We start from the raw sequence: 16,110 nt of genomic DNA, 5'->3' as shown, positions 1-16,110 counted from the left end.
TAACCTCTTAATCCATCTAACTTAATTTTAATCCCTTTTTAACTTTTCTTCCAAAATCCTTATCAGCCATTGTAAAGTACTCTATCATTTTGTATTTTACTTCTTTAGCTGATGACCACATATCATCAACTATATTATCAATTAAATTTTCCTTATCTTTATCACATAATAATCTATATCTTTCACCAGCTTGTCTAAAGTCTTCAGTTTTACAGATTTTTTGACCATTTATTTCACCACATATGTGAAGATTAGTTTTAGTTATTTTATTAGCCTCAGATGGATTATCATCACTAATTGTACTTGGGTAATAGTTTATCCTACCACTACTAGAGGCATACCTCATAAATCCTTCCTGAGTATTATTAGCAACTTTATTCATAGGCTTATTAATTGGTAGCTGCATAAAATTAGGTCCTACCCTATGAAGTTGCGTATCATGGTATGCAAATAGTCTTCCCTGAAGCATTTTATCCGCCGAAGCCTCTACCCCTGGTATCAAATTCGAAGGGGCAAATGCTGACTGCTCAACCTCTTGGAAGAAGTTATCCGGTGCATTAGTTAAAGACATTTTTCCTACCTTTATTAAAGGAAATATATCTTCTGGCCAGGTTTTAGTATCATCTAATGGATCAAAATATTGATTATCTCCCTCTTCCAATCCCATTATCTGTACATACAAATCATACTCTACTTTCTCTCCAGAATTAAGAGTATCATATAAGTCCCTAGTAGCTATATCGGGATCAAGGCCTGAAAGCATTTCTGCTTCTTGCCTAGTTATTGTTTCTACGCCAGCTAGTGGTTTCCAATGATATTTTACATATACTCTTCCACCATTTTTATTAACCCATATGAAGGTATTTACTCCAAAGCCCTCTATCTTTCTATAGCTTTTAATAGTTCCCCTATCTGAATATAACCAAGTAATCATATGAGTTGCTTCAGGTGTCTGAGACATAAAATCCCAGAATCTACTGTGGTCTATAATATTATCATCTGGTGAAGGCTTAAGTGAATGTATTAAATCAGGAAATTTTATTGCATCCCTAATAAAAAAAACTGGCAAATCATTCCCTGCAATATCATAAACACCTTCCTTAGTATAAAACTTAACTGCGAAACCTCTAGGATCTCTCACTGTATCAGCAGAACCTTTTGATCCTATTACAGTTGAGAATCTTACGAATACAGGAGTTTCACAATCCATTTCATTAAAAACCTTAGCATAAGTATATTGGGCCATAGATCTTTCTAACTTAAAAAAACCATGTGCTCCTGCGCCCTTAGCATGAACAACCCTTTCTGGTATCCTCTCTCTATCAAAGTGTCCCATTTTCTCTAAAAACTGTACATCTTGGAGCAAAGTAGGACCACTTTCCCCTACAGTAACAGAGTTCATATCATCTGAAATTGGTGCTCCGGTATTTGTAGTTAGAAATTCTTTCTTCTTTTTATTCTTTGAAGACATTATGTCCTCCAACATATTATTTATCAGTTCAGTATATTTAAATAATCAAGCTATTATGTTATAAAGTTTCTTATTCTCTTAAAAGCAATTTCTTTGCTTATTGTACATTTGTCCTTATCCAACATAATTTTATAAATATTAGGACATCCCTCATCTCTCCACTTTTTCATATATCTTGCATCAGCTTCAGTTTTATAGTAATAAATTTCATCATAATCATCGGAAAACTCTAGAAAATATAAAAGTGAGTTTTTATCTAATGCAATATTCTCAGGATCTAAATTCCTTATTATAGGCTCAAAAAATCTAATGGGCACTTGATAGTTATATCTCCCCTTCAAACTCTTTCCTTCTAAAAGTCCTCGCTTTAAAAATTTATATTCTTCTAAATCTTTATCATTTATGCCGATTTTAAATATAGGCTCATTTCTTTTGTTTTTCTCAAGCTTAATTCTAATCATTACTTCCACCCTTTGTCTTTAGTCATATTTAGCATTTTACAAGAAAGTATATTATTTTACAAGTTGTGCATCCTAATATCAATAGTGTAATACTTAGTGAGAGGTGTAGAAATGAAATTAACCGAAGATTTTAATAAAAATATTGATATCCTTAAAGATAGCTTAGGTTTTGGCAAAACCTATGATATGCTTAAAAAAGATATTATTTTAGGAAATAGGAAAGTTATTTTCTTCTTTATAGACGGATTTGTTAAAGATGAAAGCTTGCAGGATTTAATTACAACACTATCCATATATAAAAGTGATAACATCAATAATGCCAAATCTGTATCTGAAATTAAAGATACTTGTATTAGCGCAATAGAAGTTACCTTAGAGGAAGATTTAGATATAATTATAAAAGCTGTATTATCAGGTCAAACTTGTATGGTAATTGAAGGCTTTAAGGAATGTATAATGCTAGATCTTAGGACCTACCCAGCAAGAGGTCCTCAGGAGCCTGATAAAGAAAAAGTACTTAGAGGTGCAAGAGATGGATTTGTGGAGACAATTGTATTTAATAGTGCTTTAATAAGAAGAAGAATTAGAGATCCTAAACTTAGGTTTGAGATGCTTACTATAGGAGAGGAATCAAAAACTGATGTTGCTATTTCATATATTGAAAATAGAGTTGATAAAAAATCCTTAGATTTAATCAAGAAACTCTTAGATGAAATAGAGGTAGATGCATTAACTCTTGGAGATCAAAGCTTAATAGAATGTATTAATAAGAAAAAATGGTATAATACTTTACCTAAAGTTAGATATTCAGAAAGACCAGATGTAACAGCTTCTCATTTAATGGAGGGTAAAATTGTTTTATTAGTGGATAATAACCCTTCTGCATTATTAATGCCTACAAGTATTTTTGATTTTTTACAGGATATAGACGATTATTATTCACCTATATTAACTGGTAACTATATAAGATTTATACGTAACTTAATTCTCATTGGAACATTATTTCTGACACCTTTATATATACTTATTGTAGAGATGGGTACAGCATTACCAGATTGGTTACAGTTTATGTTACCAACAGAAAAGTATAGTATTCCTTTATTAATACAATTCTTGATTTTAGAAGTTGCAATTGATGGACTGCGACAAGCTTCATTAAATACACCTAGCTCTCTGGGAATGTCACTCTCAGTTGTAGGTGCCCTAATACTTGGCGAATTTTCCGTGTCAACTGGGTGGTTTATCCCTCATAGCATACTCTATATGGCAATTGTTGCTTTAGCTAGTTTTACACAGCAGTCTGTAGAACTTGGCTATGCCGTAAAGTTTTTTAGGATATTCTTATTAATTGTTACTGCTTTCTTTAAAGGACCAGGACTTATTATAGGGATTATCCTATCTATTATTATGATCGCAACTACTAAAACCTTAACTGGTGATCCCTACTTATATCCTTTAATACCTTTTAATTGGAATGCATTATCTAATGTATTATTTAGAACTGCTATTAAAAGTCGTAAAAAGTAAAGGCAAGTATCTTAAAGATACTTGCCTTTACTTTTTTATTAATTTACTAAACTTTTAAAGTGTCAAATGATAAAACTAAGAAAAATAGTGTTGCCAATATAAATGCTATTATTGCTAAAGTAGGCGAAGCTATATTTATTCCTATTGATTGAAGTACTGTTAAAATTGAAATCAATAATGTAGCTATAACACCTAATAGATGAATACCTAATCTCTTCTTTTTATTTATTGCTCTTATAAGTAGAGTACCCTCTACACAAAATAAACCTATAACAAGAATACTTAAAAGTATTCCAACACCTGAAATATTACTCATCTACTCAATCACTCCCAACAATTAAAAAATCTTGATTAATTATATCACAGTATATCCTTATAAAAAATCTATTCTATAACTAACTCAACTGGACAGTGATCTGATCCCATAATTTCGTTATGTATCTTAGCACTTTTTAACCTATCCTTTAATATAGCTGATGTTAAGAAATAGTCAATTCTCCACCCTGCATTATTTTTCCTTGCATTAAACCTGTATGACCACCAAGAATATGCTCCTTCTAAATCAGGATAGAAATATCTAAAGGTATCAATAAATCCATCATTAAGCAATTCTGTCATTTTTGCTCTTTCTTCATCAGAGAACCCAGCGTTTTTTCTGTTAGTCTTAGGATTTTTTAAATCTATCTCCTTATGAGCAACATTTAAATCCCCACAAACTATCACTGGTTTCTTTTCTTCTAATTTTTTTAAGTAACTCTTAAAGGCATCTTCCCAAGTCATTCTATAAGGTAGTCTAGCCAACTCATTTTGTGAATTTGGGGTATATACAGTAATAACATAATAATCATCAAATTCTAAAGTGATTACTCTTCCTTCCTTATCATGCTCCTCTATACCAATACCATAAGCAACGCTTAGTGCTTCTTCCTTGGAAAACATTGCAGTTCCGGAATAGCCTTTCTTCTCTGCATAGTTCCAGTATTGATGATAACCAGGTAAATCTAAATCAATTTGCCCCTCTTGTAATTTTGTTTCTTGCAGACAAAAAATATCTGCATCTATTTCATTAAATATATCGACGAAACCTTTTGTAACAGCTGCTCTTAAGCCGTTAACATTCCATGAAATCATTTTTTTCATAAGTTTACCTCCATAAAATTATATAGTAAAAGTATAACATAAAGGAGAGTAGAATAAAAGATTACCTACTCTCCATAACTTTTATTATTAGTTTTTAAATGAATGTATTGGAGCTGGCATTCTACCACCTCTAGCAATAAATAACTCAGAAGAATTACCATTGACCTTCATAACAGGTGCAGTACCCAGTAATCCTCCGAATTCTACCATATCACCAACTTTACATCCTGGTGCAGGAATTATTCTAACTGCTGTAGTTTTATTATTGATTACGCCTATTGCAGCTTCATCAGCAATCATTGCCGCTATTGAAGAGGCAGGTGTTTCACCTGGGACAGCTATCATATCAAGACCAACTGAGCAAACACAAGTCATAGCTTCAAGCTTTTCTAAGTTTAATGAACCACTAACAACAGCATCTATCATTCCAGCATCTTCTGAAACAGGTATAAAAGCTCCACTTAAGCCACCAACATGACTACAGGCCATAACACCGCCCTTCTTAACAGCATCATTAAGCATTGCAAGGGCACAAGTAGTACCATGAGTACCTACTGTTTCAAGACCCATCTCTTCTAAAATATGAGCAACTGAATCTCCTATTGCAGGAGTTGGAGCTAATGATAAATCTACTATACCAAATGGTACATCAAGTCTCTTAGAAGCTTCTTGAGCAACTAATTGTCCCATTCTTGTTATCTTAAATGAAGTCTTTTTAATAGTTTCAGCAACAACATCTATAGACTGACCCTTAACTTTTTCTAAGGCTCGTTGAACAACTCCTGGTCCGCTAACGCCAACATTAATTATTTTGTCAGCTTCTCCAACACCATGGAATGCTCCAGCCATAAATGGATTATCTTCTACTGCATTTGCAAAAACTACTAGCTTTGCACAGCCAAATCCCTTTGCATCCCTAGTAAGTTCAGCAGTTTGCTTTATTATCTCCCCCATTTGTCTTACTGCATCCATATTAATTCCACACTTAGATGATCCAACATTTACTGATGAGCAAACTTTCTTAGTTCTAGCAAGTGCTTCTGGTATTGATTCTATTAATATTCTATCTCCTTTTGTATATCCTTTATGAACTAGGGCTGAAAATCCACCTAAGAAATCTATGCCCAATGTATCAGCAGCCTTATCTAAAGTTTCTGCAAATTTCACGTAGTTATCTTCATCTGTTGCACCACAAATTATTGACATTGGAGTTACAGATACTCTCTTATTAACTATTGGAATACCGAATTCATTTCCTATTTCATCTCCAACTTTAACTAAGTTTTCAGCTGATCTAGTGATTTTATCATATATTTTAGCTCTAGCCTTATCACCATCAGAATCTATACAATCTAAAAGAGAAATACCCATAGTTATAGTTCTTATATCTAACTTTTCTTCCTCTATCATCTTTATGGTCTCTAAAATATTTTGAGTATTAATATCTGTATTCATTTATGTACCCCCTAAATTATAATGTGTGCATTGAGTTAAATATTTCTTCTCTTTGGATTTTAACCTCTACCTTCAATTCTTGTCCTTTAGCTATTAACCCATTTTGAACTTCTTCAAAGTTACTATTTGAATTAGCCCCATCTAACATCATTATCATAGTAAAATATCCATCCATAATCGTTTGATTAACATTTAGGATATTTATATTGAATTTACTTAACTCATTACTTATTCCTGCAATTATCCCTACTTGATCTTTTCCTATTACTGTTAATATTGATTTCATAATACCATCTCCTTAATTAATTTTTTATAAAATAAAAGAGCTATACCAAACAAAGGGACGAAATATAATTCCGCGGTTCCACCCTTCTTGGCATAAGCCCTACTTTACGTTATATCTGCTCAAAGGCTCCCTTCATAATACTTTCTTAGTTACTTTCACCTACCGTAACCTCTCTTAAAAGATAATACTATTACTCTTCCTCTTCGTCACAAATTATTACATTGTATACTTATTTTATATAATTCAATTCAATTTGTCAATTTTCTTTTATTATTCTTATCAGTTTATTTATTTTTGATTTTCGTATATAAAGAAGCCCTAAGGGCTTAGAGCCTTTAGGGCTTAAATATTATAATAATTCTTTTCTTAATTCTGCTGGTGACTTAGGTGACAGATAACCAAATGGAATATCAAATACAGTACATGCACCAGTCTTTCCTTCTTTTGATAATTTATAAATTGCTCTAGCATAAGCAACTAATACACTTGATGTGAATTCAGGATTACTATCTAATTGTAATTGGAATTCAATCTTTTGTTTTGTATTCTCTCCTGTAACTCCTGTTCTTATAACTAAACCACCATGTGGCATCCCTGCATGGTCTCTTTTTAGTTCTTCCTCTGAAATAAAGTTCACAGTTGTATTATAATCTGAGAAGTAGTTTGGCATATTTACAATAGTTTCTTCTATCTTTTTAAGATCCGCTCCCTCTTCTGCAACTACGTAACAAACTCTTTCATGTTTTTCTCTTGTAGTAAGCTCTGGATTTTCTCCTGATCTTACTTTTTCTAAAGCTGATTCTACAGGTACAGTATATTGAATACCATTCTTAACTCCGTCAACTCTTCTAATTGCGTCTGAGTGCCCTTGGCTTACACCCTTACCCCAGAAGGTAAAGTCTTCACCTTTTGGTAAGACTACATGCCCCATTAATCTGTTAAGTGAAAATAAACCTGGATCCCAACCTACTGATATAATACTTAAGTTTCCTGAATTCTTTGCAACCTCATCCATATGTGCAAAATAGTCAGGAATTTTAGCATGAGTATCAAAGCTATCAACAGTATTAAACATTTCTGCTACCATTGGTCCTTGCTCTCTTAAATCAGTTGCTGAACCACCACAAAGTATCATAACATCTATTTTATCTTTATAATCAGATATTTTTGATATATGTACCATATTAGAATCATCAGAAACAACAGTGTTCACTTCTCTTCTTGTGAATATTGCCTCTAATTCCATATCAGGATTTTGATTTAAAGCTTTTTTAACGCCTTTTCCTAAGTTACCATAACCTACTATACCAACTTTAATCTTTTTTTCCATATACTATCCTCCTAATAAATTTATATTTGTGATTATTTTACCACATGGATAATTAATAATAAATCTTTTCAATACAATTTTCATTGAAAATTCAAAAAAATATTAATTATTTTGTAAATAAATTTGATTAATACTATTATATTATCACCTGTTTTTAACTTTTCATTAAATCATTTCATATTTTTTATTATGTATATATACAATAAAGACTAAGCCAAACTTAGTCCTTATATATTACATACATATACTTATAGGAATTACAACTAAAGATACTCCTTCACACTTTAGTCTGGGTGCTTTAGGCATAAAAATACCATTTGAATTTAAAATATCACAATATGTGCAGCAATTTTTTATTATCTTCTCATAATAATCATGTTGCGCAGTTTTTCGTAATAAACTAATACATTCTCCATCTGTTGCTATACTAACTACTTTCCCAAAAACTGTACAAGGACAATTCACCTTATCATAGATATAAGCATTATTATTCATAAAGAAATTACTATTTACATTAAGTACTACTGGTGTATTACCACACATTAATATCATATCTTGAGTAGAATTTTTATTAAGAATTCCATTTAAATGTGAAATCATCTTATTCATATTATCAAAGTTATAAAAATTTTCTTTATTGCTAGGTAACATTTTGTCTAAAGTTCCGCATCCAAAGCAATCAAATACTGTTAATAAGGAATCTAAGTACGAATTAACAGATTCAGAAGTTAGTTTACCATGAATTTTAACATAATCTCCTTCTTTAACTTCGCCTACTTTAATAGTTTTATCCTCAAAATTTTTCACTGAATTTTTATTGGTTAATTCTGTTATTAGCTGACCATGTAGAGTAAAGGTTGTGTATATCTTTTTAATTTCCTCTTCCCTTCTAATAAAATCTCTACTTTCTACTCCAGCACGATTATTATTTGTATTCTCATTATGAGCCCCACTGGTATAATTAGTGCCCTTATAACCGTCTCTTTCATCTTCGGTGCATCTATCATCATCAGATATATGTTCCCTAAAATCACTTCCTGCTGATCCTATAAAGGTTTTATCTTGAGTTAACCTTGTCGTTCTAATATCTATATATCCATTTAATACAAAAGAAGACATGTTTCTAACAAGACCTTCGTCTAAATACATAAGTAACGCAAGAGTATAATCATCCATAAATTCACATCCTCGAATGATTGTTTCATATTCATTTTACTATACTCTTTATTATTTTATGACTGACTTATCTTTTTTAGAAACATAAGGGTTATCACTATAATAAAATCTATATAAGAAGTCCTTTGCCTCTTCAGCATAATCTATTCCTATACGTTTGCTTTCAACTATAGTTCCTGTTTTATCCTCTTCTATTTCAAATATATTTAACAACTCTACATCTCGATCTAAAATATATATTTCATTATCCCAGAGCATTCTATTATTTAAACTCTTATCTATATCTAAAGCTTTACATAATTTAGATGGCCCTGATGTTAAATTTAAGATTTCTCTTTTCTTTAAGTCATTATAATCCTTTCCAAAGCGTCTATTTGATATAAAATTTAGTCCATACAATGGTTCCAATGCTCTTATTAAAACTCCTTGAGGCTCTCCTTCTCTTTCGGTAATTGCATTTAAACAATAGTACATTCCATAAATTTGATATATATATGCAGTCCCTTCCTTTCCATAAAGAGGTTTAACTCTTTCAGTTTTTTTACCTCCATATACATGAGCTGCCTTATCTTTTACTCCTAAATAACCTTCCGTTTCAACTATTTTTCCCCCAATTAAATTCCCGTCTACTTCATGTACTAAATACTTACCTAATAAATCCTTTGCAACTGTTAAAGTTCTTCTACCGTAGAAATCTTCCTTTAATACCTTCATATTATATAACTCCTTACTGAAATAGTTATGCTTAACACCAATTGTTTATAATATTATTTATTTATATAGTAAAATAAGAGAGAACTATAAGCTCTCTCTTAAAATTTACCAAATTTTTCATTGTTATAAATTACCTTCTTTTTCTAGACATTCTTTTTAAACTTTTAGCAATAACAGCCATATCTAACATATCTTCTGCAATCTCCATTACAAAATTACTTTTCATTAAACCTTTTTTCATTTTTTTCATTGTTTTATTTTTCATATTAAAAACCTCCTAAACTTTATTCCTTATTTTTAAGTACTTTCAATTATTAGTTTGTACATTTATAAAGAATATACTCTAAGATAATCTTGGAACAAAATATGTTTATTTTCTAATCTTCTACTTCTGGGCCTTCTAATATGAATTTATTTATATAAATAGAAGTATTATCAGCATTATGTCTTAATTCTGCAGCGTCTTCAGCTAAACTATTCGAATATCTTTTAGTTGTTTGAGAAGTTGCTGCTATTTCTTCAGCAGAAACAAATATTTCTTGATTTACAGAAGATAAATGTTGTATTCTATTCATTATTTCACTACTACTTATATAGATTTCATTTGAGTTTTTTGCTATATTAGCTATCTTAGGTGACATTTGAGCTACTGAATTTGATATTGTGTTAAATGACTTTATAGAATTATTAACTCCAAGACTTTGTTTATCCAATTCAACTTTCATATTTGCAGTATCTTTAACTAAATTTTGTGAATTATCTAAAACATTTGTAATTAATTGATTTATTGAAATTGATGACTCTTTAGTCTTTTCTGATAATTTTCTTATCTCTTCAGCAACTACAGTAAATCCTTTGCCAGCATCACCAGCTCTAGCTGCTTCAATTGCCGCATTTAGTGCAAGTAAATTTGTTTGTTCTGCAACATTGTTTATTAAATCAGTAATATCATTTACCTTTTTAATATTGTCATTCATTACTTTTAAGGTTTCTAAGAATGTCATGAAAATTGAATTGAATCCCTCTAGGGATCGAGTTAATTGGCTTAAATCCCTATTACTTTCGACTGCATTCTCGTCAACAGTTGTAGCCATTTTAGAAACTATTTCAATATTCTCAACTGCCTCTTGAAGTATTTCAGTAAACTCATTTATTTTATTAACTATATTTTCAATATCTGATGACTCACCAGATATTCCTTTCACAATATTATTAATTGATAAAGTTATATTACTAGTTGAGTCCTTTAATTCTGTTGAAACATTTGAAAGTGATATGGATTTAGTATTCATAGATTCAGTAGAATTTTTCAAGTCATTAATCATTTCTATTGTTGATTTTTGCATCTTATCAAGAGCTCTACAAATAGCACCAATTTCATCTTCCCTTTTAAAGTATTTATCCTTAATAGTGTAATGATATACACCATTTGTTAAATATTCTATATGCAATCTTAAGCCATTTAAAAGCCTGGCGGTTTTCCCAAAGTATTTCCATGAGTAAACTCCTGTTGCTATTAGTGCAGCTATTGCTATTACAAAAGTTATCATCATTGTGATATTTAGCGAATAACTTATTGAGTCACTTATTTCCTTTATTTTATTATATGGAATGACTCCATCCATACTCTTTACAATTAATTGGCCAGAAATTAACCTTGATATACCTATTATAGGTAAAATTACAATGGATAAAATTAGTACTGTCCTTTTAGTTACATCAAACTTGAAACTTTTTCTATCATCAAATTTTGCGTTTAGTCTCATAAATACACCCACATCCCCTTTAAATTACATTTTTCCCATAGTTTAATAATATCATCTTGTTAAAAGTTAATCAAACTATTATTTAAACTATTATTTTGATTCAAAACTCCTACAACAAGTCTGAGTGTAGATTTCTACATTTTCACCTCCAACTTGTATGTCATCAAGAGAACATAGGGAATTTTCATTAAAATTACATGATTTTACATGGCATACTAAACAGTCACAGGAACCTTGACTATAAGCATTATTAGTTAAGTCACTATATAACATTTCATTTAAAAATGAACCACAACATGTTTCATCATCTTTTTCTGCTGACTTGCCACCAATATTAACTCTATTTGCATAACAAGAACCCTTTTTATTATGTGAACAATTATTTACTGTACAATCAATTTTACTCATTATATCTACCTTCCTTTTATTTATTAAAGTATCTATCTAGCAATCCCTTAAAAGCTCTTCCATGTCTTGCTTCATCCTTACACATTTCATGAACTGTATCATGTATTGCATCAAGATTTTGTTCTTTTGCTTTGGTTGCTAGCTTTTTCTTTCCTTCACATGCACCATATTCTGCCTCAACTCTTGCTTGCAAGTTTGCTTTAGTATCAGCAACCACTACTTCACCAAGAATTTCAGCAAATTTAGCTGCGTGTTCTGCTTCTTCCCATGCTATCCTTTTATAAGCTTCTCCAACTTCAGGATATCCCTCTCTATCGGCTTGCCTTGACATAGCTATATACATACCAACTTCAGTGCATTCGCCCATAAAGTTAGCTCTCAAATCATCAATTATATCTGATGCTAAATCTTTACCTACACCAATTCTATGTTCATCCGCCCATTGAAGTTCACCTTTAACCTCTTCAAATTTTGTTTTGTCAGCTTTGCATACAGGACATATCTCTGGTGGTTCAGTACCTTCATGCACATAGCCACAGATAGTACAAATATATTTCTTCATTTTCTTCCTCCTTAAAATAGAATTTCATTTATATTATTCCTTACTTTCTGAAAATAATTCCTATAAAAAAAATAATACCGACAGTCAATTATTAGACTGCCGGTAGGTTACCCTTGATAGTTTAAAAGAGCAATATTGTTATTTCATTTACCATTTTCCACAAGACTATCTTAAACTCAATAGCACCAATATTTTTTACATTAATGGTGCGAAAACCTTTAGTATAGCTCTCAAGAATCTATTTGACCACTTAACTTTCTTTGTATCCTCTAAAGTAATAGACTTACAAACTTCAAGGGTTTTCAAGAAATCTTCTTTAATTTGTAATATTGATTTTGTTTTATATAACAGAACACCACATTCAAAGTGAAGATATAAACTCCTATAGTCCATATTAATAGTTCCAATTGTACCTACTTCATCGTCTGCAACAAAGGTTTTACTATGAATGAAGCCAGGTGTATATTCATATATCTTTATTCCTGCTTCTATTAATTGTCCATAATAAGCTCTAGTAACAATATGTGCATACCATTTATCTTCAATATGAGGTGTTACAATTCTAACATCAACTCCACTTTTAGCAGAAAGAGTAAGAGCAGTAACTAGTTCATTATCTATAATTAAATAGGGAGTATTGATATAAACATAATTTTTTGCTCTATTAATAATGTTCAAGTATACATTCTCACCAACTAACTCATTATCATATGGACTATCCCCATATGGTTGAACGTATCCATCACTTTTAAATTCATCATTATGATGAATTTTAGGTCTATACTTGTTATACTCTATAGCTTCACTAGTTCTAAACTCCCATAGCTGCAAGAACATAACTGTAAAGTTCCATACTGCATCACCCTTAATCATTATAGAAGCATCTTTCCAGTGACCAAAGCGCTCCTTTACATTGATATATTCATCTGCAAGGTTAATACCTCCAGTAAAAGCAGTATGTCCATCAATAACGGTTATCTTCCTATGGTCACGGTTATTCATAACAACAGATAGTACAGGTACAAATGGATTAAAGACAAAGGTTTGTATTCCCATTGACTCCATTTTTTCATAATACCTTTTAGGTAAGGTAGTTATACAGCCCATATCATCATATATAAGTCTAACATCTACCCCCTCTTTAACCTTTTGTGCTAGCACTTCTAAAATTGAATCCCACATTACCCCTTCATGTATTATAAAGTACTCCATGAAAATATAGTGTTTTGCTTTTTTTAATTCCTCTAATAGTTTTTCATAAAATACTTCACCTGGTGATAAATATTCTGATATAGTATTTTTATAAATTGGATATGTAGAATAATCTTTAACATATCTAACTTGATTTGCTATTGATTTATCCTGTTCTTCAATTTCTAAAATTATATCCTCATCTTGTATTAATAAGCCTATGGTTTTATAGTAAATATATTCAATTTGATTCTTTAGCTTAATACTCATTTTTTTACCACCAAATAGCAGGTAGAAAAGTCCACCAAAGACAGGTAAGAGTAAAACAGGTATAGCCCAGGCTAACTTATAAGAAGGATTATCTGTCCTACTTACAATATAAACAACTACAACCATGCTAAGTATTACAAAAAATACATATAAATATACAAATGATTCACTTAATTTCCAGATAGCTATTCCTAATATAGAAAGCTGCACAATAATTAATAATCCTATTATCACTACTCTACTAAAAAGTAGTTTTAAAAATCCCCTCATTATGTCTCCTTTTATTTAGTATTAATAAAAGCTCTCACTATTTCTATATAAGAGTAGTGAGAACTTTGTTACATCTATGATTTTATAATATTTTTCAAATTAAATCAAATTTCACCTATAGACTATTCTCTATACCATTTACGATAGCTTCAGATAATTTAATCTGATAATCTGGATCTATTAGTTTATTAAAGGATAGTGGATTATCAACATAGCCTACTTCTATAAGAACAGAGGGACTTTCTCTTTCAAGGGTAACTGTGAAATCATTAAATTTATCACCTCTATTATAGTTTCCCTTTGTACTAGGAAATAAGACTTCATTATAACAATTAACTAAACTCTTATTAATATTCTCAGCAAATTTCTTTGATATTGGCGTGAAGTAATATGTTTCAGTTGCATTATATTTACCTGAGCCACCAGAGTTGTTATGTAGGGATACAAATAAATCTGCATCTGCTTCTTTTGACTTAGCCCCTCTATCCTTTAAAGGAATGATCTCTGTGTCTGTCTTAAGTCTTATTACTTCTGCACCCCTTTCCTTTAACTTAAGTTCTACAGATTTGGCAATTTGTAAGTTTAAATCACTCTCATTAATGTTACTCCAACCTAAAGCACCTGGATCATTTCCATTCTTAGTTAATCCATGTCCAGGATCTATTATTATTTTCATTCCAGATAATGATTTTTTCTTATCTCTAAACTGGAATATTAAATTACCATCACTATCGTAATATGTATAATGGCCATTATATTCACTTCCATCTTTAATTTTTAAATATAAATAATTAGTAGAATCACCCTCTTCAACTTTAATATCCTCAAATAAAAAATTTTCTTTAAAACTAATGTTATCTTCTATTATTTTTCCAAAATCGAATACTAATTTGATTGCTTCTCCATTTAAGCTATCGATTGAATAATTCTGGTTTTTAATATCTTTAAAATCTATCCCTATTACTTCAAAATTATAGGGAAGTTTATGCTCAGGTTTAATCTTTAAAATAATCTTATTATTACTTTCATACACTTCTATGTTTCTAATAGTATTATTATCAAAATATACTGAGTTTACAACATCCACATCATTTATCCGTAATCTTTTCTTAGATAAAAGATTATAATATTCCTTATCATCCACCTTAATTTTAGATACTATATAATCTATGGTTCCTTTAGCTAAAGGACCTATCTCAACCAGTGGTGTAACAGAAGTAGTTAAGTTATCATAAATTCTAGTACTGTCATTTTTCACTATTATTTGTTCTTTTAGTTTACTTCTATCACTAGAATCTATTTTGTTTACTATTACCCTTGCACCTTCTTTAGTTTCCTCTTTTCCATCAAAGATTGCATGGACTTTAATAGTACCTTTGCCTTCATTTACCCTGCTCCCTTTTGCCTTATATACTCCTTGAAAATTAGCATATGTTGTATCTCTAGCATTTATATATTCTGCTGTTTCAATTTGCTTTAAATCTATCTTCTCTCCATCAATTTCTGCATATGCAGAAGATCCACTATATAGCTTAGCTGAAATTACTGCTTCCATTCCATCCTCTATTTCGAGGATATTACTTGGTAAAATAGAGTTTATTATTTTAAACTCTCTTATTATTTCATATTGTAATACCTTATTTCCTAAAGAAAATTTAAAATTATTAATGCCAACATCTAAAGGAAGTTCTCTAATAAAATTCCCTGTATAATATATATCTAAATTTTCACCATTTAATTTTGTGTTCCCCTCTGGGTCTGTCATACCAGAAAAAGTAATTTTACTTTCACCTGTAGTAATTTTGTTCTTTATAGGTCTAATAATTTTTATATCATTACTCAGTGGAGGTAAAATAATTTTATTGTCCTCCCTTAAAGATGGAGCCTCCTCTAATAAAAATGCTTCTTCAAAGTTGGCATTGTTATTATTTATATAAACATAAAAGTATATTAAAATTAATGATCCCACCAAACATAAAGCTAATAATATCTTTCTTTCTCCTAAGATTTTTTTTATCAAGTTATCACCTCAGCACTATTTTAACAAAAATTGATGAATAATAATACATTAACACCAATTGTT

16 protein-coding genes and 1 other annotated feature are annotated in these 16,110 nt (G+C 30.5%); of the genes, 1 reads left to right on the top strand and 15 read right to left on the bottom strand.

All coding sequences use genetic code 11. From position 1 onward, the window contains the following. Positions 1-16: 16 nt before the first annotated feature. Both ACSYT2_RS06635 and ACSYT2_RS06630 read right to left on the bottom strand, forming a co-directional pair. The gene (locus tag ACSYT2_RS06635) at positions 17-1,471 is read right to left on the bottom strand and encodes a catalase (RefSeq protein ID WP_430856397.1); all 1,455 of its coding nucleotides are present in this window, start codon (positions 1,469-1,471) and stop codon (positions 17-19) included. A 53-nt stretch (positions 1,472-1,524) separates the two neighbouring features. Further along, positions 1,525-1,932 carry a hypothetical protein gene (locus ACSYT2_RS06630; protein WP_438384263.1) on the bottom strand — a complete coding sequence of 136 codons (408 nt, stop codon included), beginning with the start codon at positions 1,930-1,932 and terminating at the stop codon, positions 1,525-1,527. A 111-nt stretch (positions 1,933-2,043) separates the two neighbouring features. Here ACSYT2_RS06630 and ACSYT2_RS06625 point away from each other — a divergent pair, with 111 nt between their 5' ends. Beyond that, entirely contained in the window at positions 2,044-3,459 is a 1,416-nt protein-coding gene (locus ACSYT2_RS06625) for a spore germination protein (RefSeq protein WP_430856394.1), read from the top strand. A gap of 46 nt (positions 3,460-3,505) precedes the next feature. Here ACSYT2_RS06625 and ACSYT2_RS06620 read toward each other — a convergent pair whose 3' ends face one another. From ACSYT2_RS06620 to ACSYT2_RS06560, 13 genes are all read right to left on the bottom strand, one after another. After that, entirely contained in the window at positions 3,506-3,775 is a 270-nt protein-coding gene (locus ACSYT2_RS06620; RefSeq protein ID WP_430856393.1) for a hypothetical protein, read from the bottom strand. Positions 3,776-3,843: 68 nt separating this feature from the next. Further along, on the bottom strand, positions 3,844-4,599 hold the full coding sequence (locus ACSYT2_RS06615) for an exodeoxyribonuclease III (protein ID WP_430856392.1): 756 nt from the start codon (positions 4,597-4,599) through the stop codon (positions 3,844-3,846). Positions 4,600-4,686: 87 nt separating this feature from the next. Beyond that, positions 4,687-6,042, bottom strand: a complete 1,356-nt coding sequence (locus tag ACSYT2_RS06610; RefSeq protein WP_430856694.1) for a PFL family protein — start codon at positions 6,040-6,042, stop codon at positions 4,687-4,689. Positions 6,043-6,070: 28 nt separating this feature from the next. Continuing rightward, entirely contained in the window at positions 6,071-6,340 is a 270-nt protein-coding gene (locus ACSYT2_RS06605) for an ACT domain-containing protein (RefSeq protein WP_430856391.1), read from the bottom strand. A 50-nt stretch (positions 6,341-6,390) separates the two neighbouring features. Continuing rightward, positions 6,391-6,556 (bottom strand) — a binding site (T-box leader). Positions 6,557-6,689: 133 nt separating this feature from the next. Further along, positions 6,690-7,670, bottom strand: a complete 981-nt coding sequence (locus tag ACSYT2_RS06600) for a diaminopimelate dehydrogenase (RefSeq protein ID WP_430856390.1) — start codon at positions 7,668-7,670, stop codon at positions 6,690-6,692. 234 nt (positions 7,671-7,904) lie between these two features. Continuing rightward, on the bottom strand, positions 7,905-8,846 hold the full coding sequence (locus tag ACSYT2_RS06595) for a DUF6414 family protein (protein ID WP_430856389.1): 942 nt from the start codon (positions 8,844-8,846) through the stop codon (positions 7,905-7,907). A gap of 51 nt (positions 8,847-8,897) precedes the next feature. Then, a complete protein-coding gene (locus ACSYT2_RS06590; RefSeq protein ID WP_430856388.1) occupies positions 8,898-9,560 on the bottom strand; it encodes a DNA-3-methyladenine glycosylase in 663 nt (220 codons plus the stop codon). 130 nt (positions 9,561-9,690) lie between these two features. Next, positions 9,691-9,825 (bottom strand): hypothetical protein, encoded by a 135-nt coding sequence (locus ACSYT2_RS06585; protein ID WP_430856387.1) that lies wholly within the window; start codon positions 9,823-9,825, stop codon positions 9,691-9,693. A gap of 112 nt (positions 9,826-9,937) precedes the next feature. Continuing rightward, positions 9,938-11,326 (bottom strand): methyl-accepting chemotaxis protein, encoded by a 1,389-nt coding sequence (locus tag ACSYT2_RS06580; RefSeq protein ID WP_430856386.1) that lies wholly within the window; start codon positions 11,324-11,326, stop codon positions 9,938-9,940. Between the two features lie 90 nt (positions 11,327-11,416). Then, positions 11,417-11,734 (bottom strand): DUF1540 domain-containing protein, encoded by a 318-nt coding sequence (locus ACSYT2_RS06575; RefSeq protein ID WP_430856385.1) that lies wholly within the window; start codon positions 11,732-11,734, stop codon positions 11,417-11,419. Positions 11,735-11,750: 16 nt separating this feature from the next. Beyond that, positions 11,751-12,296 carry an NADH peroxidase gene (locus ACSYT2_RS06570; protein ID WP_430856384.1) on the bottom strand — a complete coding sequence of 182 codons (546 nt, stop codon included), beginning with the start codon at positions 12,294-12,296 and terminating at the stop codon, positions 11,751-11,753. Between the two features lie 195 nt (positions 12,297-12,491). Then, positions 12,492-14,027: a cardiolipin synthase gene (gene cls / locus ACSYT2_RS06565; RefSeq protein ID WP_438384259.1), complete on the bottom strand. Its 1,536-nt coding sequence runs from the start codon at positions 14,025-14,027 to the stop codon at positions 12,492-12,494. A 115-nt stretch (positions 14,028-14,142) separates the two neighbouring features. Beyond that, complete coding sequence (locus ACSYT2_RS06560) at positions 14,143-16,047, bottom strand: N-acetylmuramoyl-L-alanine amidase family protein (RefSeq protein ID WP_438384258.1); 1,905 nt, start codon at positions 16,045-16,047, stop codon at positions 14,143-14,145. Between the last annotated feature and the right edge of the window lie 63 nt (positions 16,048-16,110).

The sequence above is a fragment of the Clostridium zhoujianii genome (assembly GCF_051590805.1).
Lineage (GTDB): Bacteria > Bacillota > Clostridia > Clostridiales > Clostridiaceae > Clostridium.
Note: the sequence above shows the minus strand (reverse complement) of the source record. Positions and strands in the feature narration are given on the sequence as shown.